Annotated in this window: 17 protein-coding genes; 8 read left to right on the top strand and 9 right to left on the bottom strand. The window is 70.3% G+C overall.

The annotated features are described in order from the left end of the window. Positions 1–99 precede the first annotated feature (99 nt). The 5 genes from ACFU9P_RS04130 to ACFU9P_RS04110 form a co-directional block, all read right to left on the bottom strand. Complete coding sequence (locus ACFU9P_RS04130) at positions 100–1017, bottom strand: chitosanase (RefSeq protein WP_384077692.1); 918 nt, start codon at positions 1015–1017, stop codon at positions 100–102. A gap of 166 nt (positions 1018–1183) precedes the next feature. Continuing rightward, entirely contained in the window at positions 1184–2158 is a 975-nt protein-coding gene (locus ACFU9P_RS04125) for an acyl-ACP desaturase (RefSeq protein ID WP_376376900.1), read from the bottom strand. Between the two features lie 189 nt (positions 2159–2347). Further along, a complete protein-coding gene (locus ACFU9P_RS04120; RefSeq protein WP_384077691.1) occupies positions 2348–4606 on the bottom strand; it encodes an ATP-binding cassette domain-containing protein in 2259 nt (752 codons plus the stop codon). A 158-nt stretch (positions 4607–4764) separates the two neighbouring features. Further along, the gene (locus ACFU9P_RS04115) at positions 4765–6540 is read right to left on the bottom strand and encodes an ABC-F family ATP-binding cassette domain-containing protein (protein ID WP_384077690.1); all 1776 of its coding nucleotides are present in this window, start codon (positions 6538–6540) and stop codon (positions 4765–4767) included. Between the two features lie 315 nt (positions 6541–6855). After that, entirely contained in the window at positions 6856–7272 is a 417-nt protein-coding gene (locus ACFU9P_RS04110) for an SsgA family sporulation/cell division regulator (protein ID WP_046503833.1), read from the bottom strand. A gap of 193 nt (positions 7273–7465) precedes the next feature. Here ACFU9P_RS04110 and ACFU9P_RS04105 point away from each other — a divergent pair, with 193 nt between their 5' ends. The 5 genes from ACFU9P_RS04105 to ACFU9P_RS04085 all read left to right on the top strand — a co-directional run bounded on the left by ACFU9P_RS04105 (position 7466) and on the right by ACFU9P_RS04085 (position 14191). Continuing rightward, the gene (locus ACFU9P_RS04105) at positions 7466–8497 is read left to right on the top strand and encodes a DUF4331 family protein (RefSeq protein WP_384077689.1); all 1032 of its coding nucleotides are present in this window, start codon (positions 7466–7468) and stop codon (positions 8495–8497) included. Between the two features lie 64 nt (positions 8498–8561). Then, positions 8562–9254, top strand: coding sequence for an endonuclease V (locus ACFU9P_RS04100; RefSeq protein ID WP_384077688.1), 693 nt, complete (start codon positions 8562–8564; stop codon positions 9252–9254). 190 nt (positions 9255–9444) lie between these two features. Beyond that, entirely contained in the window at positions 9445–10659 is a 1215-nt protein-coding gene (locus ACFU9P_RS04095) for a CaiB/BaiF CoA transferase family protein (protein ID WP_384077687.1), read from the top strand. After that, entirely contained in the window at positions 10656–11870 is a 1215-nt protein-coding gene (locus tag ACFU9P_RS04090) for an acetyl-CoA C-acetyltransferase (protein WP_384077686.1), read from the top strand. Before ACFU9P_RS04095 ends, ACFU9P_RS04090 begins: the two co-directional genes overlap by 4 nt. Before the next feature lie 116 nt (positions 11871–11986). After that, on the top strand, positions 11987–14191 hold the full coding sequence (locus ACFU9P_RS04085) for a 3-hydroxyacyl-CoA dehydrogenase NAD-binding domain-containing protein (RefSeq protein ID WP_384077685.1): 2205 nt from the start codon (positions 11987–11989) through the stop codon (positions 14189–14191). Between the two features lie 113 nt (positions 14192–14304). Here the strand turns inward: ACFU9P_RS04085 and ACFU9P_RS04080 are convergent, their stop codons facing one another. Next, the gene (locus ACFU9P_RS04080; RefSeq protein WP_384077684.1) at positions 14305–15060 is read right to left on the bottom strand and encodes a MerR family transcriptional regulator; all 756 of its coding nucleotides are present in this window, start codon (positions 15058–15060) and stop codon (positions 14305–14307) included. A gap of 239 nt (positions 15061–15299) precedes the next feature. Next, positions 15300–16478 (bottom strand): DUF3103 family protein, encoded by a 1179-nt coding sequence (locus tag ACFU9P_RS04075; RefSeq protein ID WP_384077683.1) that lies wholly within the window; start codon positions 16476–16478, stop codon positions 15300–15302. A gap of 507 nt (positions 16479–16985) precedes the next feature. On the opposite strand from ACFU9P_RS04075, the gene ACFU9P_RS04070 reads away from it, so the two are divergent. Beyond that, positions 16986–19241, top strand: a complete 2256-nt coding sequence (locus tag ACFU9P_RS04070; protein ID WP_384077682.1) for a glycosyl hydrolase — start codon at positions 16986–16988, stop codon at positions 19239–19241. 96 nt (positions 19242–19337) lie between these two features. Here ACFU9P_RS04070 and ACFU9P_RS04065 read toward each other — a convergent pair whose 3' ends face one another. After that, a complete protein-coding gene (locus ACFU9P_RS04065) occupies positions 19338–20378 on the bottom strand; it encodes a LacI family DNA-binding transcriptional regulator (RefSeq protein WP_376376867.1) in 1041 nt (346 codons plus the stop codon). 313 nt (positions 20379–20691) lie between these two features. Between ACFU9P_RS04065 and ACFU9P_RS04060 the strand changes: the two genes are divergently transcribed. Both ACFU9P_RS04060 and ACFU9P_RS04055 read left to right on the top strand, forming a co-directional pair. After that, a complete protein-coding gene (locus ACFU9P_RS04060) occupies positions 20692–22704 on the top strand; it encodes a Xaa-Pro dipeptidyl-peptidase (RefSeq protein ID WP_384077681.1) in 2013 nt (670 codons plus the stop codon). Then, positions 22701–24005 (top strand): M14 family metallocarboxypeptidase, encoded by a 1305-nt coding sequence (locus tag ACFU9P_RS04055; RefSeq protein WP_384077680.1) that lies wholly within the window; start codon positions 22701–22703, stop codon positions 24003–24005. Before ACFU9P_RS04060 ends, ACFU9P_RS04055 begins: the two co-directional genes overlap by 4 nt. A gap of 22 nt (positions 24006–24027) precedes the next feature. Here the strand turns inward: ACFU9P_RS04055 and ACFU9P_RS04050 are convergent, their stop codons facing one another. Further along, positions 24028–25029 carry an FAD-dependent oxidoreductase gene (locus tag ACFU9P_RS04050; protein WP_384077679.1) on the bottom strand — a complete coding sequence of 334 codons (1002 nt, stop codon included), beginning with the start codon at positions 25027–25029 and terminating at the stop codon, positions 24028–24030. Between the last annotated feature and the right edge of the window lie 161 nt (positions 25030–25190).

Here is a 25190-nt window from a genome sequence, read left to right as displayed (position 1 = left end):
AAATGCCCGCGAGGGCCCCAGACCAAGAGCCCAGGAGGCCCCGGCCGGCTCAGTGCCCGGCCGGCTCGGTGCGCGTCCGGCCTCAGCGCGCGAGCGGTTTCAGTGTGCGGCGATCCGGAAGGTCTCCCCGTACATCTCCCAGGTCAGCGGCGGTTCGAGGGCCATGTTGCCGTCCCGCAGAAAGACCCGCTGAGCGGTGTCGATACGGGACGAGTCCCGCTGCGCCGTCATCAGTTCGGCCTTGATCACGGCCCGGCCGCTGTCCAGGAACGCGGTGAGATATGCCTTCTCGTCGCCTCCCCGGTCCGGGGTCTGCGCCTTCTTCATGGCCGCCTCGCGGATCCCGTAGAAGCCGTGCGGATCGAGCCCCGGGCCGTGCAGCACCATCGCGTCGTAGTAGATGAACTGCCCGAGCGTGCCGAGCCCGTCCATCTTGGCCAGCCGGACCGCCGGATCGAAGTAGACCCGGTCCCGGATCGCGTCCTGCGCGGCCCGGAAGTCCGGGGACCGGGCGGCCTGCGCCCAGGCCTCGCGGAAACCGGGGTCGAGGCCTTCGTGCGAGTCGGTGCCGTCCACGGCGCGCAGCGCGGGGAGATACGGCGCGAGCGGATTGTCCGGGTGGCTCTTCGTGTACGACTCGACGAGCTGCAGCATGTCGTTGGTGCCCGAGCAGAAGCCGATGACCCCGGCCGTATAGCCGTTGCCGTCACCGAGGTCCTCGATGGTGCCGTACAGGCCGCGCCAGTCGAGTGTGGAGCTCTCCGCGCTGGCCACGAGCCGCGCGGCCATCTCCTTCTTCTCCGGGGCCGCGAGGCCGGGCGGCATCGCGTCGATCCGTTTCCGTACCTCTTCCTCGTTCTCCAGGGCTCCGGGCGCCAGCGGATTGGGCGCGCCGGTGTGCTCGGGGTACGAGGGCGGATTGTCGGCGAGCACTCCCGAATCGCCGCCGCCCAGGATCACGGCGACGGCGACCACAACGGGCGCACCTATGAGGAAGAGGCGTGTGACAGGCTTCATCCGGCACAGCGTACGAGGACTCCGCGAGCGGCGCGGAGAAACCTCACACGTGCGGAAACCTCGCAGCCGACGCGGACGGCAGGCCGGGGGCGCGACGGGTCGGCCCCCAGGTGGGCTTGGCCGCCCCCAGCCCGGCTTGGCCGCCCCCAGCCCGGCTCGGCCGTGCTCAGCCGGCGGCGCGGGCCGCCATCCGCGCCTTGCGGGCGGCGAGCTTCTCGTCGAACTTGCTCGCCTCGCTGTTCAACCCGCCCATGTAGAGGCCCAGCTCCTCCTGCGCCCGGAGCCCCTCCGGACCCAGCCCGTCGATGTCCAGCACCTTGAGGTAGCGCAGCACCGGTTGGAGGACATCGTCGTGATGGATCCGCATGTTGTAGATCTCACCGATGGCCATCTGCGCGGCGGCACGCTCGAAGCCGGGCATGCCGTGCCCGGGCATACGGAAGTTGATCACCACATCGCGCACGGACTGCATGGTGAGGTCGGGCGCGATCTCGAAGGCGGCGCCCAGCAGATTGCGGTAGAAGACCATGTGCAGGTTCTCGTCGGTGGCGATCCGCGCCAGCATCCGGTCGCAGACCGGATCGCCCGACTGATGGCCGGTGTTGCGGTGCGAGACACGGGTCGCCAGCTCCTGGAAGGCGACATACGCGACCGAGTGGAGCATCGAGTGCCGGTTGTCGGACTCGAAGCCCTCCGACATGTGCGCCATCCGGAAGCTCTCCAGCTTGTCCGGGTCCACGGCCCGCGACGCGAGCAGATAGTCACGCATCACAATGCCGTGGCGGCCCTCCTCGGCGGTCCAGCGGTGCACCCAGGTGCCCCAGGCGCCGTCGCGGCCGAAGAGGCTGGCGATCTCGTGGTGGTAGCTCGGGAGGTTGTCCTCGGTGAGCAGATTCACCACGAGCGCGATCTTGCCGATGTCCGTGACCTTCGACTGCTGAGGCTCCCAGGCCTCGCCGTCCGCGAATATGCCGGGGAAGTTACGGGCGTCCGACCAGGGCACGTACTCGTGCGGCATCCAGTCCTTGGCGACCTTGAGATGACGGTTGAGTTCCTTCTCCACCACCTCCTCCAGCGCGTACAGCAGTCGGGCGTCGGTCCACGCGTCCGAACTGCCGAGGTGGGGAGAGATGAGTGCCACGGGTGCTCCTGGGGACGGGAGGTACTTTTACCTACGGGTTCGTAGGTTACGACACCGTAGGTTAAAGCCGTTGTAAGCCGGAGGCCAAGCCCGCGGCATTGGAGTCCCCTGACACGAAGTGATGAGTACTCCCTACGCTCGGTCATGCACGCAGGTCCGGTGCCTTGACCCCGCGGGCCACCGGCCCGGTCAGGCCGCCAGGTCCCTCCTCAGGTACGCGGCCGTGAACGACTTGGGATGGTCGAGGAGTTGGCGCGGTGTGCCCTCGAAGACGATCTCACCGCCGTGCTTGCCGCCGTCCGGACCCAGGTCGATCACCCAGTCGGCGCGCTTCACCACATCCATGTTGTGCTCGACGCAGATCACCGAGTTCCCCGCGTCCACCAGCCTGTCCAGCAGCGCGACCAGCGTGTCCACATCCGCCATGTGCAGCCCGGTGGTGGGCTCGTCCAGGACGTACACGCTGCCCGTACGGTGAAGCTGCGTGGCGAGTTTGATGCGCTGCCGCTCTCCCCCGGAGAGCGAGCTGAGCGGCTGCCCGAGCGTGAGATACGTCAGCCCGACGTCATTGAGCGTGCGCAGCTTCCGCAGCAGCGCCCTGTCCTCGAAGAACTCCATCGCCACCGCTGCCGTCATGTCCAGTACGTCGACGATCGAGCGGCCCTTCACCCGGTGCCCGAGCACCTCGTCGTGGAAGCGCCGTCCCTCGCAGCTCTGGCAGGTCGTGGTCACCGGATCCATGAAGGCCAGATCGGTGTAGATCAGCCCGCGGCCCGAGCATTCCGCGCACGCGCCCGAGGAGTTGAAGCTGAACAGCCCCGGCCGGACTCCGTTCTCCTTGGCGAAGATCCTCCGGACGGTGTCCATGACCCCGATGTACGAGGCCGGGGTGGAGCGGGACGACGCGCCGATCGCACCCTGGTCGATGACGATCGCCTCCGGATACGCCTCGGTGAACACACCGGAGACCAGGGTCGACTTTCCGGAGCCCGCCACCCCGGTCACCGCCGTGAGCACACCGGTGGGGAACCGTACGTCGACGCCCTTCAGGTTGTGTAGATCCGCCCCGGACACCGGCAGCCAGCCGGCGGGCGCACGGAACGACTCCTTCAGCGGTGTACGGCGGCGCAGACAGCGGCCGGTGAGCGTATCGGCCTCCTTGAGCAGCTCCACGGGACCCTCGTACACGGCCAGTCCGCCGTCCGTCCCCGCCCTCGGACCCATGTCGACGACATGGTCCGCGATCGCCATCACATCCGGGTCGTGCTCCACCACCAGCACCGTGTTGCCCTTGTCGCGCAGCCGCACCAGAAGCTCGTTCAGGCGTCCCACATCCCGCGGATGCAGGCCCACGCTCGGTTCGTCGAAGATGAAGGTGAGGCCGGTCAGTGAACTCCCCAGATGGCGTACGACTTTGAGCCGCTGGCCCTCGCCGCCGGAGAGTGTGCTGGTCTCCCGGTCCAGACTGAGATAGCCGAGCCCGATCCCCACCAGCCGTTCAAGCCGCTCGCGGGCGGCGGCGGCCAGTGGCGCGGCCACCGGATCGTCGATCCGGCCCAGCACGTCCACCAGATCGGCGACCTCCATCGCTGTGTGGTCGGCGATGTTCAGCCCGTCGATCCGGGTCGCCAGCGCGGCCTCATTGAGTCTGGCTCCCCGGCAGGCCTCGCACAGCCGGTCCACGGTGAAGCGGGCCGCCGACTCCCGGCGCTTCTCCGACATGGCGGCGGTGTCACGCTTGAGGAAGAGCCGGGTGAACCGGCTGACTATCCCCTCGAACTTCATGTCCACCGAACCCGACTTCAGTTTCAGCCGGACCTTGAAGTCCGCGCCGTGCAGCAGCAGTTCGCGGTCCTCCTCGGAGTACTCACGGATCGGCCTGGTCCGGTCGAAGCGCCCGGAGTCCGCGTACAGACTCCACTCCCAGCTCCCCACCGAGAGCCCCGGCAGCAACAGGGCACCCTCGTCGAGGGATTTGGTCCAGTCGATCGCCCGGTCGAGATCGAGCGCGACCACCCGCCCCACCCCGTCACAGACGGTGCACATCCCCGAGGGATCGTTGAAGGAGTACGCGGCGGCCGGACCCGCGCTCGGTACGCCGTGGCGCGAGAACAGCACCCGGATCACCGAGTAGATATCGGTCATGGTGCCCACCGTGGACCGGACATTCCCCCCGATCGGCTTCTGGTCCACCACCACGGCCACCGACAGATCGTCGATCGCGTCGACCTGCGGCCGTTCGTACTTCGGCAGAAAGTTCCTGATGAACGAGGTGAAGGTCTCATTGAGCTGCCGCTGCGACTCCACGGCGACCGTATCGAAGACGATCGAGGACTTCCCCGACCCGGACACCCCCGTGAACACAGTGATCTTGTTCTTGGGAATGCTGAGCGACACATCCCGGAGATTGTTCTCCCGGGCACCGGTGATGACGATGTTCTGAGGCATGCCGCGACGCTAACGGCTAATCCCGACAACTTCTGTCGAGTTTCGGGGCCTTGGGGGTACGGAGGGCGGACCCGGACCCGGGTGCGGGTACGGGCGCGAGTGCGGCTGTGACCGGCACAGCCGCGCCCGCGCCCGGTCCGCGTCGGATCCGCGGCCGGCTACGGCAGGTGCGTCTGCCGTACCTCCTCGGCGCTTGTGTCCCGCAGCTCTCCGTCCAGGAGCAGCCAGCGGGTGATGCCGATCGACTCCAGGAACGGGACATCGTGGCTCGCCACGATCAGCGCTCCCTCGTACGACTCCAGCGCGGCGGTCAGCCGGCGGACGCTGGCCATGTCCAGGTTGTTCGTGGGCTCGTCCAGCATCAGCAGCATCGGGGCGGGTTCGGCGAGGAGGAGGGCGGCGAGCGAGGCTCGGAAGCGCTCTCCGCCGGAGAGGGTTCCGGCTCGCTGTTCGGCACGGGCGCCGCGGAACAGGAAGCGGGCCAGCCGCGCCCGGATCGCGTTGTTCGTGGCGGCGGGCGCGAAGCGGGCCACGTTCTCCACGATGGTCAGCGCGTCGTCGAGCACATCCAGCCGCTGGGGCAGAAAGCGCAGCGGTACGTGGGTGAGCGCCTCGCCTGAGAGCGGTTCCAGCTCCCCGGCGAGCGTCCGGAGCAGTGTGGTCTTGCCCGCGCCATTGCGCCCGACCAGAGCGATCCGCTCGGGCCCGTGGATCTCCAGCCTGACTCCTTTCCTGGCCTCGGCCTCGGTGGCGGTCCCGGTCCCGGTCCCGGTCCCGGTGCCGGTGCCGGTGGCGGGCTCGGCCTCGGTGGCGGTGGCGGTCCCGGTGGCGGGCTCGGCCTCGTCCGCGGGCTCGGTCTCCGCCCTCGCCCCGCTCCCGTACCGCAGCCGCACATCACGCAGGCTCAGTACGCTCTGGCCCGGGTGGACCCGGGTGTGCGGGAGGTCGATACGGACCTCGTCGTCGTCCCGTACCGCCTCCACCGCCTCGTCGAGGCGCTCCTTCGCCTCCGCGAGTTTCTCCGTGTGCAGGACACGCTGTCGGCCCGCGGACTCCTCGGCGGCCCGTTTGCGCAGGCCCATCACAATGCGCGGCTCGCGCTTGTTGTCGTTCATCTTCTGGCCGTAGCGCGCCCGCTTCGCCAACGCGACCCGCGTATCGGCCAGTTCGCGCTTCTGCCGCTGTACGTCGGCCTCGGCGACCCGCACCATGCGCTCGGCCGCCTCCTGTTCGCGGGCCAGGGTCTCCTCGTACGCCGCATACGTACCGCCGTACCAGCGCACCTCGCCGTCCCGCAGTTCGGCGATCTGGTCGACCCGCTCCAGGAGTTCACGGTCGTGGCTGACCACGATCAGCACACCGGACCAGGACGCGACCGCCGCGTACAGCCGCCGGCGCGCGTGCAGATCGAGGTTGTTCGTGGGCTCGTCGAGCAGCAGGACACCCGGCCTGGCCAGCAGCAACGCGGCCAGCCGCAGCAGTACGCACTCGCCGCCGGACATCTCGCCGATGGTGCGGTCGAGGCCGAGGTGACCGAGCCCGAGCTGATCGAGGGCGGCACGGGCGCGTTCCTCGACATCCCAGTCGTCGCCGACCGCGGTGAAGTGCTCCTCGCTCGGGTCGCCCGCCTCGATGGCGTGCAGCGCGGCACGGGCCGCCGCGATACCGAGGGCGTCGTCCACCCGCAGTCCGGTGTCGAAGACGACAGTCTGCGGGAGGTAGCCGACGTCACCGGAGACCGCGATCGTCCCGCCGGTGGGGGTGAGTTCGCCCGCCATCAGCTTCAACAGGGTTGATTTCCCTGATCCGTTGAGTCCGATCAGACCGGTTCTTCCGGGGCCGACAGCCAGTTGGAATCCGTCGAACACAGTCGTCCCGTCGGGCCAGCCGAAGGAGAGTGCGGTACAGGTGATATGGGCAAGGGAAGCGGACATACGGGTCTCCGGTTGCTGCAAAGTGCGGCGAAATGAGTGCGGCGGGATGGCGGGGCAACGGATGGAGACACCGCGATACGGGGGAGTCCCGGTCGGGGAGGACGGCTCGACGCCGAGGTCACACACGAGAACGCACAGCCGGAAGAGCTGTGCGGCACGGTGTCTCAGGACCTCAGACGAGCAACGTCCTACTCCAATCGACGACAACAGGACGCCGCCCACCGTAGGAAGGCGGGCGGGCGGGTGTCAAAGCGATTAATTACGAGGCTGGGCGAGGCCGGTGATCGGAGGCGGGGCGAGGCCGGGCGTGCGGCCTCAGCAGGCGTCGCGCAGCAGCTCGGTCAGATCGTGGTCCAGGTTCAGATGGAGATGCTCACGCCCCGCGGGGACGAGCCCCTCGGAGCGGTCCAGGAAGCGGCGCAGATCGGCGGTGCGCAGATGGACCATGGCGGTGCCCTCGGGCGCGTGGAACTCCAGGACCGTACGCCCGTAACCGAAGGGCCGTACCCGTACGTCACCGAGACCGACCGGCTCGTCCATGCCCATGGCCAGCAGCTCGCGCGAGAACTCCCAGGTCACTTCGGTGCCTTCGAGTGTCGCGGGCGGCGGGAACGACATACGCACGGCGAAGGGGTCGGCCGGCTCGTACCGGAGCGTCACGACGACCGTCTCGGTCCTGGGGGCGGACGCGACAAGCCGGGCCTGTATGGCATGTTCAATGACGGGTGACATGGCCTGTTCCCCTTCGCCGGACCGACGGTGGATCGGGTGCGCTGCTCACTCCCACAGGGAAAGACGGCTGAGCGACCCGATCCGTACTCCGGAAAATGAGTGACCTACGTCACTTGATGGGCGTTGAATTTGGCGGAAAGTTACTATGGGGTCATATCGGATCATATGGGTCTCCACAGATTGCGAGCATGTCATGTCGCACCATCTCGACTCCCCGATCGCCCGGCAGGACCCCCGGCTGGACATCACCGACTTCTTCCTCTTCCGCGGCGAGCGGGGCACGGTGTTCGTGATGGACGTCTCCCACTCGCTGGCCGGTGAGGACATCCCGCGCGGGTTCCACCCCGAGGGCCGCTACGAATTCAAGATCGACGGTGACGGCGACGCGGTGGAGGAACTGACCTACCGCTTCACCTTCGGCGAGCGGGGGCCCGATGGCCGCCAGGCGTACCGCATGCACCGCCTCACCGGTGTCGAGGCGCAGGACAGCCATGCCGAAGGCACCCTGGTCGTCGAGGGCGCCACGGACCGTACCCAGGACCTCGGCGGAGGTGCCCGGGTGTGGGCGGGCAGGGCCGGAGATCCGTTCTGGATCGAGCCGGACGTGCTGCAGGCCGTCGGCAAGGCCGTCAAGAACGGCACCCGGGCGGACCTGGAGGGCTGGGACCCGGCCAAGGCCGTGAATCTCTTCGCCGGCCACACCGTTCACTCGATCGTGCTCGAAGTGTCCGACAGCGAGCTGCTCGCACTGGCCGGCCCCGACCGGCGTATCAGCGCCTGGACGCTGGCGAGCCTGGCCACCGACGTGGGCGGCTGGAGGCAGATCAACCGGGACGGTCTGCCCATGATCCACCCCTTGTTCACCCAGCTCGATGAGGATCTGGGCGACCGTCTCAACCAGGGCAGGCCCGCCGACGACGTACGGAACTACGCGGGCACCGTGGCCGCCATGATCGCCGGCGCCGTCCGCGCGTACGGCACCAGCGCGGACCCCGACGCCTATGGCCAGAGCTTCGCCGCCCGCGTACTGCCCAACATGCTGCCCTACACCGTGGGCACCCCCGCCTCCTACGGCTTCCTCCAGTGGAACGGCCGCGCGCTGACCGACAACGCCCCCGACGTCATGTTCTCGACGGCGCTCAACACCCCGCTCGGCCTCGGTATCGGCAAGGAGTCCGTCGCTGTCGAACCCGCGCCGGTCTACCCGTACGTACCCGCGGTCTGAACGCCTGGGCCCGGCGCTCGGCCGCTGACGCCGCGTGGAGCCGCACCTCTACGCTGTGGTGACCATGACGACGATCAGGACGCCCGCCGACGAGGCCGAGGCGCGGGCCATTCAGGACGAGCTGCGCGGGCACGTCGTGCTCGACGAGGCGGGGCCGCCGGCCGGCAGCGGGCTGGTGACCGGGGTGGACGTGGCGTACGACGACGTGCGCGACGCCGTCGCCGCCGCGGCCGTCGTGCTCGACGCGGCCACCCTCACCGTGGTCGACGAGGCCACCGCCGTGGGCCGGGTCTCCTTCCCGTACATCCCGGGTCTGCTGGCATTCCGGGAGATCCCGACCGTCCTCGCCGCCCTCGAAGCACTCACCTCGGACCCTGGCCTGGTCGTCTGTGACGGCTACGGGCTGGCCCACCCGCGCCGCTTCGGGCTCGCCGCGCACCTCGGGGTGCTCACCGGACTGCCGGTGATCGGGGTGGCGAAGAACCCGTTCACCTTCTCGTACGAGCAGCCCGGCCCCCGGCGTGGCGACTACTCGCCGCTGCTGGCCGACGACGGCGAAGAGGTCGGCCGGGCGCTGCGGACCCAGCCGGGGGTCAAGCCGGTGTTCGTCTCGGTCGGGCACCGCGTGGACCTGCCGAACGCCTGCGCCCACACCCTGCGGCTGGCTCCCGACTACCGTCTTCCCGAGTCCACCCGCCGCGCCGACGCCCTCTGCCGCAGAGCGCTGCGCGAGGCGACCGCACAGCCGCCCGCATGACCGCCCACCGCCTCCGGTCGTACTCCGACATGCTATGTGGGCCTCCGCGCTGTAGAAACGACCTGTGGACAACCGCGGAACAGCGGAAGCGAGCGACCAAGCGCTTGCTTTCCACAGGGGTTGTGCGGAGTGCGGCACGTTCTTAGCATCACTGCTGTTACATCAGTTGTGTCACAGTGCTGGGGGCCCGATGACAACGACAGCCAATGGTCCGCTGAGCGGCGTACGAGTGGTCGAGCTGGCCGGAATCGGGCCGGGGCCGTTCGCCGCCATGACCCTCGCGGATCTGGGCGCCGATGTCGTACGGGTCGACCGCCCCGGCGGGGCCGGCCTCGGCATCGATCCGGCGCATGACCTGACCAACCGCAACAAGCGCTCCGTACTGATCGACCTCAAGACCGGGAGCGGCGCCGCCCGCGTCCTGGACCTGGCTGAGCGTGCCGATGTGCTGATCGAGGGGTACCGCCCCGGGGTCGCCGAGCGCCTCGGTGTCGGCCCGGACGAGTGCCTCGCCCGCAATCCGCGTCTGGTGTACGGACGGATGACCGGCTGGGGCCAGGAGGGGCCGCTCGCAGACCGGGCCGGGCACGACATCGGCTATATCGCCGTCACCGGCGCCCTCTCCATGATCGGCAAGCCCGACGAGCCGCCCGCCCTGCCGGCGAATCTGCTCGGTGACTACGCGGGCGGCGCGCTCTATCTGGTCATCGGCGTGCTCGCCGCGCTCCAGCACGCGCGTACACCGGACGGTACGGGACAGGTCGTCGACGCGGCGATCGTCGACGGCACCGCCCATCTCACCACCATGATCCACGCCCTGATGGGCGCGGGCGGCTGGCAGGACCGCCGGGGCGCCAATCTCCTCGACGGCGGCAGCCCCTTCTACGGCTCGTACGAGACCGCCGACGGCGAGTACATGGCGGTCGGCCCGCTGGAGCAGCGGTTCTACGACGAGTTCGTGAGGCTGCTCGGCATCGCGGACGAGATCCCGGCCCGCAAGGATTTCGCGCGCTGGGACGAGCTGCGGGAGGCGGTCGCGGCCCGGTTCAGGACGAAGACACGCGAGGAGTGGACGGCGGTCTTCGAGGGCTCCGACGCCTGTGTCGCCCCCGTGCTGTCCCTGCGCGAGGCCCCCGTCCACCCCCATCTCGCCGCCCGGGGCACCTTCACCCGGCACGCCGGGCTCGTCCAGCCCGCGCCCGCGCCCCGTTTCTCCGTCACACCCGGCTCGGTGCGCCGCGCGCCCGCCCTGCCCGGCGCCGACACCGCCGGGATCGCCCGCGACTGGAAGGTGCCGTCGCTCGGACCGGAGCCGTCCGCGTCCGTGGAGCCGTCCGCGTCCGCCACGGCCGACGGCCCCTCCGTATCCGCCGATGTCCCCCTCTCCGAAAGGCAGTCGCCGTGAGCACCGAAGCGTTCGTCTACGACGCGATCCGCACCCCGCGCGGCCGCGGCAAGGCCAATGGCGCCCTGCACGGCACCAAGCCCATCGATCTGGTCGTCGGCCTCATCCATGAGCTGCGCCGTCGGCTGCCAGGACTCGACCCGGCGGCGATCGACGACATCGTTCTCGGGGTGGTCAGCCCGCTCGGCGACCAGGGCTCGGACATCGCCCGTATCGCGGCCGTCGCCGCCGGACTGCCCGACACCGTCGCCGGCGTACAGGAGAACCGCTTCTGTGCCTCCGGGCTCGAAGCCGTCAATCTGGCCGCCGCCAAGATCCGCTCCGGCTGGGAGGACCTGATCCTCGCGGGCGGTGTCGAGTCGATGTCCCGCGTGCCCATGGGCTCGGACGGCGGGGCGTGGATGATGGACCCGATGACCAGCTTCGCGACCGGCTTCGCCCCACAGGGCATCGGCGCCGATCTGATCGCCACGCTCGGCGGTTTCACCAGGCGCGATGTGGACGAGTTCGCGGCGCTTTCCCAAGAGCGGGCCGCCGCCGCGTGGAAGGACGGCCGTTTCGAGCGGTCCGTCGTCCCGGTCCTCGACCGCAACGGGCTCACCGTCCTCGACCGCGACGAACACATGCGCCCCGGCACCACCGCCGACTCGCTGGCCGCGCTGAAGCCGTCGTTCGCGACGATCGGCGAGGCGGGCGGCTTTGACGCCGTCGTGCTCCAGAAGTACCACTGGGTCGAGAAGATCGACCATGTCCATCACGCGGGCAACTCCTCGGGCATCGTGGACGGCGCGGCGCTCGTCGCCATCGGCTCCCGCGAGACCGGCGAGCGGTACGGCCTCACTCCGCGCGCCAGGATCGTCTCCGCCGCCGTCTCCGGCTCCGAGCCGACCATCATGCTGACCGGGCCCGCGCCCGCCACCCGCAAGGCGCTCGCCAAGGCCGGACTGACCATCGACGACATCGACCTGGTCGAGATCAACGAGGCCTTCGCCGCCGTCGTCCTGCGCTTCGTCGAGGAGATGGGCCTTCCCCTGGACAAGGTCAATGTGAACGGCGGAGCCATCGCCCTCGGCCATCCGCTCGGCGCCACCGGCGCGATGATCCTCGGCACGCTCATCGACGAACTGGAGCGGCGGGACCTGCGGTACGGCCTGGCGACGCTGTGCGTCGGCGGCGGCATGGGCGTCGCGACCGTCGTCGAGCGCCTCTGACCGGACCCCGCCAGGCCCCCACACTCCCGGCCGGGCCTGCCCGCCGGCCTCCTGACCGGTCTGTTCGCCCCATTCCTTCGCCCGCCGTCCCCCGTCACGGATTACGGAGCAGCAGCATGAGCGAGTCCACCACCCCGGCGTCCTCGGCCATTCGCTGGGAACAGGACGCGTCGGGCGTCGTCACCCTCGTCCTGGACGACCCTCACCAGTCCGCCAACACCATGAACGAGACCTTCCGGCACTCCCTCGCGGCGATCTCGGCGCGCGCGGAGGCCGAGAAGGACGGCATCCGGGGCATCATCGTCACCTCCGCCAAGAAGACCTTCTTCGCGGGCGGCGACCTCAAGGACATGATCAAGGTCGGTCCGGCGGACGCTCAGCGGGTCTTCGAGAGCGGAATGGCCGTCAAGCACGCCTTGCGGCACCTCGAAACCCTTGGCAAGCCCATCGTCGCCGCCATCAACGGAGCTGCTCTGGGCGGCGGTTACGAGATCGCCCTCGCCTGCCACCACCGGATCGCCCTGGACGCGCCGGGATCCAAGATCGGCCTGCCCGAGGTCACGCTCGGACTGCTGCCCGCGGCCGGGGGAGTGACCCGTACGGTACGGCTCCTGGGCGTCGCGGACGCCCTGCTCAAGGTTCTGCTCCAGGGCACCCAGTACTCCCCGGGGCACGCGCTGGAGGCCGGGCTCGTCCATGAAGTCGCCGCCACCACCGACGAGATGCTGGCGGCGGCCCGCGCCTTCATCGACGCCCACCCCGAGTCCTGGCAGCCCTGGGACATCAAGGGCTACCGGATCCCGGGCGGTACGCCGTCCAGCCCGCGCTTCGCCGCCAATCTGCCCGCCTTCCCCGCCAATCTGCGGAAGCAGCTCGGCGGGGCGCCCTTTCCCGCACCGCGCAATATCCTCGCGGCGGCCGTCGAGGGCTCCCAGGTCGACTTCGAGACCGCGCAGACCGTCGAGGCGCGCTACTTCACCGAGCTGGTCACCGGGCAGACCGCCAAGAACATGATCCAGGCGTTCTTCTTCGATCTCCAGGCCGTCAACTCCGGAGCGAGCCGCCCCAAGTCCATTCCGCCGCGCGAGGCCCGCAGGGTCGCGGTCCTCGGCGCCGGAATGATGGGCGCGGGCATCGCGTACTCCTGCGCGCGCGCCGGTCTCGACGTCGTCCTGAAGGACGTGTCGCAGGACGCCGCCGACAAGGGCAAGGCGTACGCGGAGAAGGTCCTCGCCAAGGCGCTCTCCCGGGGCCGTACGACCGAGGCGCGGCGTGACGCCCTGCTCGCCCGGATCACCCCGACCGCCGACCCCGCCGATCTCGCCGGCTGCGATGTGGTGATCGAGGCGGTCTTCGAGGACCCGGCGCTCAAGCACAAGGTGTTCCAGGAGATCCAGGACATCGTCGCGCCCGACGCACTGCTCTGCTCCAACACCTCCACCCTGCCCATCACCCTGCTCGCCGAGGGCGTGTCCCGGCCCGCCGACTTCATCGGGCTGCACTTCTTCTCACCGGCCGACAAGATGCCGCTGGTCGAGATCATCAAGGGCGGGCGGACCGGCGACGAAGCCCTGGCCCGCGCCTTCGACCTGGTGCGTCTGATCAAGAAGACCCCGATCGTCGTCAACGACTCGCGCGGCTTCTTCACCTCCCGGGTGATCGGGCAGTTCATCAACGAAGGTGTCGCGATGGTCGGCGAGGGCATCGAGGCCGCCTCGGTCGAACAGGCCGCGGCACAGGCCGGCTATCCGGCCAAGGTGCTCGCGCTGATGGACGAGCTGACGCTCACCCTGCCCAGGAAGATCCGGGACGAGACCCGGCGCGCGGTCGAGGAGGCGGGCGGCACCTGGGCCGGGCACCCGGCGGACGCGGTGATCGACCGGATGGTCGACGGGTTCGGGCGTACGGGACGCAGCGGCGGCGCGGGCTTCTACGACTACGGCGAGGACGGCCGGCGCACCGGCCTCTGGCCGGGGCTGCGCGAGCACTTCGGCACGGCGGACGGCGCGCACGCGCTCACCGGCGATCCGCTGCGCGACCTGCGGGAGCGGATGCTGTTCGCGGAGGCGCTGGACTCCGTGCGCTGTCTGGAGGAGGGCGTCCTCACCTCGGTCGCCGACGCCAATATCGGCTCCATCATGGGCATCGGCTTCCCCGCGTGGACGGGCGGAGTGCTCCAGTACATCAACGGGTACGAGGGCGGCCTGCCGGGCTTTGTGGCGCGCGCCCGTGAACTGGCGGAGCGGTACGGAGAGCGGTTCCAGCCGCCCGCGCTGCTGGTGGCGAAGGCGGAAAAGGGGGAGAAGTTCAGCGACGCGTGAGGGCCGTTAGAGCCCTGACCGTGGGCTGTGGCTGTGCCTGCGTTGGGGCTGGTGGCTGTGGCTGCGGTGCTGCGGTCAGGTGCGTGCGAGCCGCGTGGAGGTCGTACCCGTACTCACTCCTCCGCCTGCTCCTGGAACGCGGCCCGCAGCTCCTCCTTCAGCGACCGCTGGAACGCTGTGATCAGCGCCTCTATCACCAGGGGCTCCATATGGGCGGAGAGCGACTTCACCGCCGCGAGCTGCTCGGGATCGGCCGCGCCCGGGCCGTACGGGAGAGACACCTCGTCCCGGAACATCCGGGTCAGTTTGCGTGCCGCCTCACGGGTGTGCTCCAGCAGCACCGTACGGGCCGCGAGGATCGTCTCCTGTGTGATCGGTACGTCGAGAAGCTCGACGCAGAGCCGCAGCAGCGCCGGGTCCAGCCGGTAGGTGTCCGGGCGGTCGGTGCGGGCCAGGGCGCCCATCGCGGCGAGCCGGTCGATGTCGTCCTCCGCCAGCGCCCGTCCCGCCCGGCGCTCCAGCTCCGCCCGGGTCGCCTCCTCCGGCGAGTCCGGTGCCCAGGACGCGACCAGCGCCCGGTGGATCGCCAGATCGCGCGGGCTGAGGCCGGGCGGCAGCCGCTCCAGATAGCGTTCGATCGCGGCAAGGGTCATACCCCGGTGCTGGAGCTCCTCGATCAGCGCCAGCCGGGAGAGATGCCCGGGGCCGTAGCGCCCGACCCTGCGCGGCCCGATCACCGGCGGCGGAAGCAGCCCGCGGGAGCTGTAGAACCGGATGGTGCGCACGGTGACCCCGGCCCGCGCGGCCAGCTCGTCGACAGTGAGCGCCGGCGGCTCGGTCCGGTCCTTGGGTTCGATTTCGGTGGCCATGGTCCGCACCTCGCTTTCCGGCCGGTGTGGTCTCGGCAGACCGGTTCACTCGGCAGTCCGACTCAGTGGAACAGTATTGCTGTGCCACCACTGTGGTGAAAGTGGTCGTGTTGTCAGAGCGGTCTGTGAGCGGCCGTGAAAGCGCCGGTCCCCGGCCCGCGCGGTCGGCAGGACCGTACGGACCGGGGACCGTTTGACCGGTCGAAGGGGATCCCGGCGGTGTCAGCAGCGCTCGTACGTCAGAACTGCTCGACGAAGTAGGGGCTGACCGTCATCCAGCCATTGCCCCGGGCACCGTTGAGGCGGCCGGACGAGTTCTGGCCCAGGGTGTACCACGAGTCCACATAGTCCGGGTCGTTCGTCCACCAGGACGTCGGGATGGCGTCGAGGATGGCGTTGACCAGCGGGATGTAGGCGCCCTGGTCGGTGATGGTGAGCAGGACGTCGGCGATGGCCTTGGCCAGCGCCTGGTAGTTGGTGTCGCCGTCGTCCTCCATCATCACGACGTCGGCGAGGTTGTACTTGTAGGACGACCAGTTGACGAGGATCTGGTTCGGGTAGTAGGTCGTGCCGTCGTTGTCCAGGTACGGCATGGTGACCGTGTCGACCCGTACCTTGCCGTCGAATCCGAAGCCGCTGACGATCGAGAAGATCTCGGCGTCGCCCGAGACCCAGGGCTCCTCGTCGCTGGACAGATAGACGGAGTCGACGCGGGTGGTCCAGAAGCCCGCGGCGGCGGCCCGGTTCTGCGTCTGAGCCTGCGTCCGCGCCTGCGGCGCCTCGGCGGAGGTCAGACCGCGCTTGGTGAGTTCCTTGTCGACAATGCCCAGACCCGCGGCCATGGCCTTGGTGACGTCGATGTCGACGACATAGACGGGCCGGTCCGGGGTGCGGCGGGCGTCCAGGGTGTGGGCGCGGCCACGGCTGTCGTACGCGGTGATCGTCTCCGCGCTGTCGTCGGTGCCGGCGGCGGCGACCAACGGGGCCGTTCCGGCGGCCAGTTCGTCGCGCATGGAGTCGGCGGCCAGGCGCAGGCGCAGCAGTGAACCGGTGTCGGCGCCGAGCCCCTTGGCCGCGGCGATGCGCTGGTCGCCCCGGGCGACCGCGGGCGCGAGGGCCTGTCCGGCGCGGGCCGTGGCCCGGTCGGTCAGCGCACCGAGATCGACCTGCTCCGAGGCGAGGGCCGCGGAGCGTATCTGGGCTCCCCATCTCCGGTCGGCGAGCGAGGTGGCGAGGGCGCGGGCGGTCTGGTCCTCGACCAGGCCGACCGCCGAGGCCGAAGCCGGGGCGGGCGCCGCGGCGGTCGGGGCCGGCTGCGAGGCGCCCGCCATCGGCGAGGCCACGCCCTGGAGGGCGGCGACGGTGACGGCGCAGAGGGTGAGGGCGGTGGCGTGGCGGCGGGTGAAACGCGTACTCAAGGGTTCCTCCTGGAGGCGTGCCGCGTCCGCCTTCCGGCGGGGCGGCGGTTGGGGGGCGTTCAGGATGGAGCCAGATCTCCGAGACAGATCTATGCGGGTAGATTCCGCTGGGGAAAGCATGTCCGTGGCATGCCAATTACGCAAGGACCCGCCACGCCGTTGTCCCCAACCGTCAAGCGCCCAAGCCGAATTGTTCGCGTCGACCCGGGCCGGAGTTCGCCCGTTGTTCAACGCAGGGTTCAGCCCTGCGCGGTGTGCCGTACGCCTGCCCCCCGAGCGCCGAGTGGGAGCGCTCTCACAGCGCTCACGACCCGGCGAACACCGCCCCCACGCCCACCGCACTCCGTCAAGACTCGAACGCACAACGGCCGCCCATACCCCTCGATCAACCCTCAACAGCCGTCCGTGTCAGACGTATTGACACCTCTGTTTCAGGAGTTTTACGTTTCATGGCATCTGAGAGCGCTCTCGGACGCCCTTTCCCCCCATGTCTTCGAGGTGCCGTCCATGTTCGTCTCCCGTGCCAGACCCGCCTCCGCGCTGGTCCTTGTCACCGCCCTGGCCGCCGTCGGCCTGGGTCCCGCCGCCGGTCCGGCGATGGCCGCGAACATCCCCGTGGGTGCGGGCAGTTACTCGGACACCCGTCCCGCAGGCACATCGGGCCCCACCACCAACACCGGCACCCCGGTCACCCCCAAACTGACCGCGGCCGCCAGGAACAAGCCGGTCCCCACCAACGACTGGTGGTCCTCGCTGGCCTTCCAGCGGTACGGCGACAACCCGTACTCCACCCCCATGTACGGCCACCCGCTCACCTATCAGGCCACCGCGGCCGGTCTCCAGGTCGGCTATCCGACCACCCCGACGGTCAGCGGCGACGGCCGCCAGTACGAGTACGCGCACAAGGCCGACCTCACCCTCGGCCTGACCGGCCTCAACTCGCCCGACACCAAGGCCGACTCCTGGTCCGACTGGACCGTCACCCCCTACTGGTCGGACGGCACCCGCACCCTGCGGACCACCATCGGCCACGGACTGCCCTTCGTATACGCCAAGGGCACCGGCGGCGACGCGCGTGTCACCACCGCCGCCACGCCCGAGGTCTTCGCCGACCAGGGCAATGTCCTCGGCATCACCGTCGCGGGTCACCACTACGCCCTGTTCGCGCCGACCGGCAGCGACTGGACCGTGGCGGGAAGCGCTCTCACGGCCGGGCTCGGCGGCCGCGACTACTTCTCGCTCGCGGTCCTGCCCTCCAGGGACGCTCTCGCGACGTACCGGAAGTACGCGTACAGCTTTGTCACCGGGTCGAAGGTGAGCTGGAGTGCCACGGGCGGGACGGTCAGGGCCACCTACAGCCTCACCACCGCGCCCCAGGAGGGCACCGAGACCGGTACGCTCCAGGCCCTCTACCGGCACCAGTGGCTGAACACCACCGACGCGCTCACCCCGTACACCTATGTCTCACCGCGGGGCACGATGAAGGTCCGCGAGTCCACCTCCTTCACGACCGGCCAGCAGTCCGCCGCGGTGCTGCCCGCGCTGCCGCCGTCCAGCGGCGTCGACCGGGCACGGCTCAAGACCCACTTGGACGAGGTGGCGAACGCGGCCGATCCGTTCTCCGGCGCGGTCGACACGTACTGGACCGGCAAGGCGCTGGGCAAGCTCGCCCAACTGGTGCCCCTGGCCGACCAGATCGGCGAGACCGCCACCCGCGACAAGCTGATCGGGCTGCTCAAGGGCAGGCTGGAGCAGTGGTTCACCGCGGGCGGCGCCAACGAGTTCTCGTACGACACGAGTTGGAAGACGCTCACCGGATACCCGGCGTCGTACGGCAGCGACACCGAACTCAACGACCACCATTTCCACTACAGCTACTACGTCTACGCCGCGGCGATCGTCGCCCAGTACGACCAGGCCTGGGCCGCGGGATCGGCCTGGGGCGGCATGGTGAAGACACTCGTGCGCGACGCGGCCAACCCCAGCCGCGACGACAGCCAGTTCCCGTTCCTGCGCGGCTTCGACGTCTACGCCGGACACAGCTGGGCCTCGGGGCACCAGGGCTTCGCCGCGGGCAACAACCAGGAGTCGTCGTCGGAGTCCACCAACCTCAGCGCCGCGCTGGTGCTGTGGGGCTCCGCGACCGGTGACACCGAACTGCGCGATCTGGGCAGCTACTTGCTGACGACCGAGTCCGAGGCGATCGGCCAGTACTGGTTCGACGCCGACCAGGAGGTCTTCCCGGCCTCCTTCGGACATGACACGGTCGGCATGGTGTGGGGCAGCGGCGGCGCGTACTCCACCTGGTGGACCGCCAACCCGGAGGAGATCCACGGCATCAACGCCCTTCCGCTGACCGGGGGTTCACTCCACCTGAGCCGTGAGAAGGACGCGATCAAGCGCAATCTCGCGGAGATGGTACGGGAGAACGGCGGCCCGGCCGTCGAGTGGCGCGACATCCTCTGGGAGTTCGAGGCACTCGCAGACCCGGCGGCGGCCAAGGCCAAGTGGGACGCGGGCAACGCCGGTTACTCACCCGAGGCGGGCGAGTCCCGGGCCCACACGTACCACTGGATCAATACCCTGAACTCCGTGGGCGCTCCGGACGCGACCGTGACCGGGTCGATCCCGACCTCCGCCGTCTTCGCCAAGGGCGGGGTACGGACCTACGTGGCGCACAACTTCGAGTCGGCGGCACGCACCGTCACCTTCTCGGACGGGACGACACTCACCGTGCCGGCGCGCTCGACAGCGACCAAGTAAGGCGATCCAGTACGGCGACCGAGCGGGCGGGGAGCGCTCTCAGCAAGCGGGAGCGCTCTCACCCGACACGTGTACGGACCGGCGGCGGGTCACGGCTCAGGCCGAGGCCCGCCGTACCAGTGTGGTCGGAGTGATCACCGAGGCCGGCGCCTGAGCGCCCTCGCGGTCCCGTTCGAGCCCGCGCAGCAGCAGCCGCGCCATCAGCCGGCCCTGCCCCTCTATGTCCTGCCGGACCGTGGTCAGCGGCGGATCCATGGCCTCCGCGACCGAGTCCATGTCGTCGAAGCCGACCAGCGCCACATCGCGGGGCACCGCACGGCCCAGTTCCTTGAGCACCCGCAACGCGCCCGAGGCCATCAGATCGTTGGCGGCGAACACCGCGTCCAGATCGGGGTGGCGCGCCAGCAGTTCCGCCATCGCGAGCGCCCCGCTCTCCGCCGTGAACCCGCCCTCGGCGATCAGCGCGGGATCCGCGTCCGGCAGCACATCCCGGTAGCCGTCGAGCCGGTCGGTGGCCGAGGCCTGGTCGCGCGGGCCCGCGATATGCGCGATCCGCCGCCGCCCCAGATCACGCAGATACCGCACGGCCGCACGGGCGCCGCCGCGGTTGTCGGCGTCCACGTACGGCACGGCCTGATGGTCCTGGGCGGCCGTCCAGGACGGTCGGCCGCCGTAGACCGTCGGGATCCCGGCCCGCCGGGTGATCTCCGGGATCGGGTCGTCGGTGTGCAGCGAGAACGCGAGCGCGCCGTCGACATGGCCGCCCGCCAGATACCGCGCGATCCGGTCGTAGTCGCCGGGCCCTTCGAGCAGCAGAAGCACCAACTGGGTGTCGTGCGCGGTCAGTTCCTTGCTGATACCGCGGATCTGCTGGGAGAAGAACGGATCGGAGAAGATCCGGATCTCCGGCTCTGCGATGATCACCGCGACCGCCCCGGTGCGCCGGGTGACCAGGGTGCGGGCCGCGTGGTTCGGTACGTATCCCAGTTCGTCGACCGCCCTGCGCACCTTCTCGACCAGCGGCTGCCGCACCCCCGCACCGCCGTTGACGACCCGGGAGGCCGTGGCCCGGGAGACGCCGGCGCGCGCGGCGACAGCTTCCAGAGTGGGACGGAACCCAGGGGACGGTTCGGGCAAGGCGTGCGCTCCTCGTCGGCGGCGGATACGGCGGATACGGCGGATACGGCGGTCAGGGCGGTTGCGTCTGGGACTGACAGGGCGGTTACGTCCGGGACTGATACGGCGGTACCGTACGGCAGCGTCGCATACGGGGGCGAGCCGGGCTGCCGGACAGCTACAGCCTAACCGCTGCCGCCCCGACGATGAGAGCGCTTCCAAAGCGCCCCATCAGGCCTCCTCGCTCTCCCCGGCCTTCAACCCCCGGCCGGCGAGGGGATGTCCGCCGACTGCCCACTTTTGCACGGGAGTTCACCTGGGTACCTTCCGCCCCATGGAGATCCGTGCGCGGGGAACCCGCTGGTCGAGCAGAACGCTGGTCGCGGCGGCCTCCGCCGCCCTGCTGGGGGTGCTGCTCACCCCGACAGGGGCGCAGGGCGCCCAGCCCGGTCCCGGTTCCGCCCCGGGCGGACGGCCGGTGAAGGAGAGTCAGCCGGTCTACTCGTACGACGACGCCATCCGGGAATCCATCTGGGTGGACACCGGGATCGACGGTGACGAGGACGGCAGGACCGACCGGGTCGCCGTCGATGTCATCCGGCCGGGAGAGCCCGCCGAACAGGGCCGCAGAGTTCCCGTGATCATGGACGCCAGCCCGTACTACTCCTGTTGCGGGCGCGGCAACGAGAGCCAGAAGAAGACCTATGACGCCGACGGCAGACCCGTCGGCTTCCCTCTTTACTACGACAACTACTTCGTCCCGCGCGGCTATGCCTTCGTCGCCGTCGACCTCGCCGGCACCAACCGCTCCGACGGCTGTGTCGATGTCGGCGGCCGCTCCGACATCCAGTCGGCCAAGGCCGTGATCGACTGGCTGAACGGCCGCGCCCGCGGTTATGCCACCCGTACGGGCACCGAGCGCGTCCGCGCCGACTGGACCACCGGCGCCACCGGAATGATCGGCAAGAGCTACGACGGCACCATCGCCAACGGAGTCGCCGCCACCGGGGTCGAGGGACTTGAGACCATCGTCCCGATCAGCGCGATCAGCTCCTGGTACGACTACTACTTCCAACAGGGCGCGCCCCTCTACGACTCGGGGCCCGAGTGGCTCTCCGACTATGTCGAGAGCCCCGAGGCCCGCGGCCGCTGCCAGGCCGTCCAGCAGCGGCTGATCGACGAGGCCCCGCGCACCGGCGATCTGACCGGCCTGTGGAACGAGCGCGACTACGTACGGAACGCGCACAAGGTCCGCGCCAGCGTCTTCGCGGTCCACGGCGGGCAGGACCTCAATGTCCGCGCCAAGCACCTGGGACAGTGGTGGGAAGCGCTCTCGGACGCGGGCGTCGAGCGCAAGATCTGGCTTTCCCAGACCGGCCATGTCGACCCGTTCGACTTCCGCCGCGCCACCTGGGTGCCCACCCTGCACCGCTGGTTCGACCACTACCTCCTCGGTTACGAGAACGGCATCGAGCGCGAGCCCATGGCGGACATCGAGCGCGCTCCCGACCAGTGGTCCACGGACCGGGTCTGGCCGCCGCGCACCACCGAGCCCACGGTCCTGCGCCCCGGTACGGGCACGGCCCCTGGTGTCGGCACCCTGAGCCGTACGCCCGCGAGGCCCGGCGCGACCGAGACCTTCACCGACGACCCCCGCCGGAGCGAGATCGACTGGTCCGCCGCGGCCGACCGCTCGACCCCCGACAAGGCCGCGTTCCTCACCGGGCCGCTCAGCCGCGATCTGCGCCTGTCCGGCGCCGGCACGGTCACCGTCACCGCCACACCCAGCACCTCGACCGCGCATCTCTCGGCGGTCCTGGTCGACCTCGGCCCCGACACGATCCGCGACTACGCGGCCTCCGGCGAAGGCATCACCACCCTGACCGAGCGCACCTGCTGGGGCCCGAGCACCACCGCCGACAGCTCCTGCTACCGGGAGACCGCGGCCAGGACCGCCGCTGTCGACTACACCGTCTTCAGCCGCGGCTGGGCCGATCTCGGCACCTACGCCTCCGCCGGCCACGGAAAGCCGCTCACCCCCGGCAAGCCGTACACCCTCACCATCGACCTCGCCGCGAACGACCATGTCGTCCCGGCGGGGCACCGGCTCGCCCTGATCGTCGCCGGTACGGACCAGGGCCTCATCGACCCGCCGTCCACCACTCCCACCCTCACCCTCGACCTGTCCAGGACCAGCGCCCGGCTGCCGCTCGTCGGCGGCGCGCAGGCCTTCGCCCGCGCCACAGCCGGGCCCGTCCCGCCGCGGAGCGCAGCCCCCGAGTCCCTCAAGAACGGCGTGGCCGAGCCGCGCCGGACACCTCCGATCCCGGGAGACAGCAGCCGATGACCCCCTCAAGAGCCACAACTCCCCGTATACGCACCCTCGTTCTCGCCGCGACCGCCACCACCGCCCTGCTCGCCCCGCTGTCCGCCGTCCCCGCCTCGGCCGCCGCCGCGCCCGCCGTGCCGCGCACCGGATTCGAGACGAGCGGGGGCGCCGACTGGACCAGCCAGCCGCAGGAGCAGGAGTTCCTCTCCGCCGTCGACCGGGGGAGCGACCGCGCCTCCCTCTCCACCATCGGCACCACCAAGCAAGGCCGCCCGATCCAGCTCGTACGGATCGGTGCCCAGCACGCGGCCACCACCGTGCTGCTGGTGTGCAGCCAGCACGGTGACGAACCGTCAGGTCGCGAAGCCTGTCTGACCACGGTCCGCGATCTCGCCTACACCAAGGACCGCGACACCCTGCGCTTCCTGGCCCGTACGAGCGTGCTCGTCGTCCCCACCGCCAACCCGGACGGCCGCGCCGCCGACACCCGGGGCAACTCGGACGGCGTCGACATCAACCGCGACCACATCGCGCTCAAGACCGCCGAGGGCCGTGCCTTCGCCGCCCTCATCCGGGACCGGCGCCCAGACGTCATCTACGACCTGCACGAGTACGGCGCCACCCCGCCGTACTACGACAAGGACCTGTTCGACCTCTGGCCGCGGAACCTCAACACCTCCGCCGCGGTCCACGACGAGTCGGAGACTCTGTCCGAGCGGTACGTACGGCCCGCCGCGACCGCGGCAGGCCACTCCATCGGCACGTACGGGATCTGGACCGACCCGGTGACCGGCGAGCCCATCCGGCAGACCGCCGGGGACGGGCAGGAGCGGATCCTGCGCAACGCGGCGGGTGTCAAGCACTCGCTCGGGCTGCTCATCGAGAGCCGGGTCGACGCGCTGACCGACGCCGAGAAGGCCGACCCGGCGCTGAACAAGCGGCGTCGGGTGGACAGTCAACTCGACTCCCTGAAGGGCCTGTTCGCCTTCACCGACGAACGCAGAGCCCGGATCGTCGCCGCCACCGCCACCGCCCGGCTGGCCGGGCTGAAGGACCGGGGCCCGGTCTATGTCGGCGGCGCGGACAATGATCCGGCGGCCCCCGAGGAGATCATCGAGAACCCGCCCTGCGGCTACCGGCTCGACGCCGCACAGTACGCGGACGTCAAGGACGAGCTGGCCCTGCACGGGGTGCTCTCGCTGCCGCTCGGCAAGGGCGCCTTCGTACCGCTGCGCCAGTCGCAGCGCAATCTCGTCCCGCTGCTCCTCGACGAACGCGCCGCCTACCATCTGACCGCGGCGGCACCCGCCGACTGCTGATCGCGCTCTCAAGGGGGCACGGTCAGGCGACGGCCAGCCGGGCCGCGTCCTCCGCGCAGCCCCAGGCCACGGTGACGCCCGCGCCGCCGTGCCCGTAGTTGTGCACCAGCCGCGCGCCCCCGGGCAGGGTCTCGGCCTCCAGCCGGACCCGGGGGCGCGCGGGCCGCAGCCCCACCCGGTGCTCCAGCACCCGCGCCCCGGACAGCGCCGGATGGATCCGGGCACAGCGCGCGACGATCGCCCCGGCCTCGGCAGGGTCGGGGCGCAGATCCCAGGAGTGGTCGGTCGCCGAACCGCCGAGCAGCACTCCGTACGGCTGCGGCATGACGTACGTCAGATCGGCGGAGCCCGGCGCGGGCACCACGAACCACTCGTCGATCCCCGGGTTCTCCACGACCACCACCTGCCCGCGCACCGGATACAGCGAGGCGTCCGCCACCAGCAGCCGGGCGCCGATCCCGGTGCAGTCCACCACGACGGGCGCCCGGCCCGCAGGTTCACCGAAACCGGTGATGGAACGCCGCTCGACAGTGCCGCCGGCGGCCCGCAGCCGCTCCTTCAGGTACCGCAGATGGACGGGCATGTCGATCAGCGGGACGGCGGCCCGCAGCGCCTGCCCGAACCCGCCGGGCAATTCGTCCGTACGGGCCTCACGCAGCCCGGGGACCCGGGAGGCCCAGGGCCCCAGACTGTCCAGCGGGGTGTCCGCCATCAGCCCGGACACGATCCGTACCCCCGTCTCGTCCGGGCGCTGCGCGAGCCGTTCGTAATGGCCGAGCGACCGCTCCAGCCAGGTGCCGACCTGCCGCTCCGGCTCGATGCGGTACGGCCAGAACAGCGCGCCCGCCACCGCCGACGTGGTCCGCCCCAGCGGATCGCGGGTCCACACCCCGACCCGGTGGCCGCTCTCAGCGAGCACCACCGCCGTGGTCAGGCCGATGACTCCGCCGCCGACCACGATCACATCTCTTGTCACACCCGCATCGCCCGTCACACGGATCTCGCCGCCGTTGCCGCCGTTCATGTCCGGACCGTAGCGGAATCCGCCGTACCAGTCCCATTCCGGGCGGTCGGTCGCCGGGGCCCGATTCTTCGGCGGAGCCGCGCGTCTTCGGCGGAGCCGCGCGTGAATTCCGTTGGACGGGCGGGCCCTCGGCGCGAGATCCTTCTTCCGGCCCGCGCCGG

Source organism: Streptomyces sp. NPDC057617, assembly GCF_042800555.1.
GTDB lineage: Bacteria > Actinomycetota > Actinomycetes > Streptomycetales > Streptomycetaceae > Streptomyces.
This window is presented reverse-complemented; position numbering and strand designations above follow the sequence as displayed.

Bases quoted from the DNA above. Each gene is read 5' to 3' on its own strand.
- ACFU9P_RS04130 (WP_384077692.1), bottom strand. From the start codon at position 1,017: ATGAAGCCTGTCACACGCCTCTTCCTCATAGGTGCGCCCGTTGTGGTC.
- ACFU9P_RS04120 (WP_384077691.1), bottom strand. From the start codon at position 4,606: ATGCCTCAGAACATCGTCATCACCGGTGCCCGGGAGAACAATCTCCGG.
- ACFU9P_RS04115 (WP_384077690.1), bottom strand. From the start codon at position 6,540: ATGTCCGCTTCCCTTGCCCATATCACCTGTACCGCACTCTCCTTCGGC.
- ACFU9P_RS04110 (WP_046503833.1), bottom strand. From the start codon at position 7,272: ATGTCACCCGTCATTGAACATGCCATACAGGCCCGGCTTGTCGCGTCC.
- ACFU9P_RS04105 (WP_384077689.1), top strand. From the start codon at position 7,466: ATGTCGCACCATCTCGACTCCCCGATCGCCCGGCAGGACCCCCGGCTG.
- ACFU9P_RS04100 (WP_384077688.1), top strand. From the start codon at position 8,562: ATGACGACGATCAGGACGCCCGCCGACGAGGCCGAGGCGCGGGCCATT.
- ACFU9P_RS04095 (WP_384077687.1), top strand. From the start codon at position 9,445: ATGACAACGACAGCCAATGGTCCGCTGAGCGGCGTACGAGTGGTCGAG.
- ACFU9P_RS04085 (WP_384077685.1), top strand. From the start codon at position 11,987: ATGAGCGAGTCCACCACCCCGGCGTCCTCGGCCATTCGCTGGGAACAG.
- ACFU9P_RS04080 (WP_384077684.1), bottom strand. From the start codon at position 15,060: ATGGCCACCGAAATCGAACCCAAGGACCGGACCGAGCCGCCGGCGCTC.
- ACFU9P_RS04070 (WP_384077682.1), top strand. From the start codon at position 16,986: ATGTTCGTCTCCCGTGCCAGACCCGCCTCCGCGCTGGTCCTTGTCACC.
- ACFU9P_RS04060 (WP_384077681.1), top strand. From the start codon at position 20,692: ATGGAGATCCGTGCGCGGGGAACCCGCTGGTCGAGCAGAACGCTGGTC.
- ACFU9P_RS04055 (WP_384077680.1), top strand. From the start codon at position 22,701: ATGACCCCCTCAAGAGCCACAACTCCCCGTATACGCACCCTCGTTCTC.
- ACFU9P_RS04050 (WP_384077679.1), bottom strand. From the start codon at position 25,029: ATGAACGGCGGCAACGGCGGCGAGATCCGTGTGACGGGCGATGCGGGT.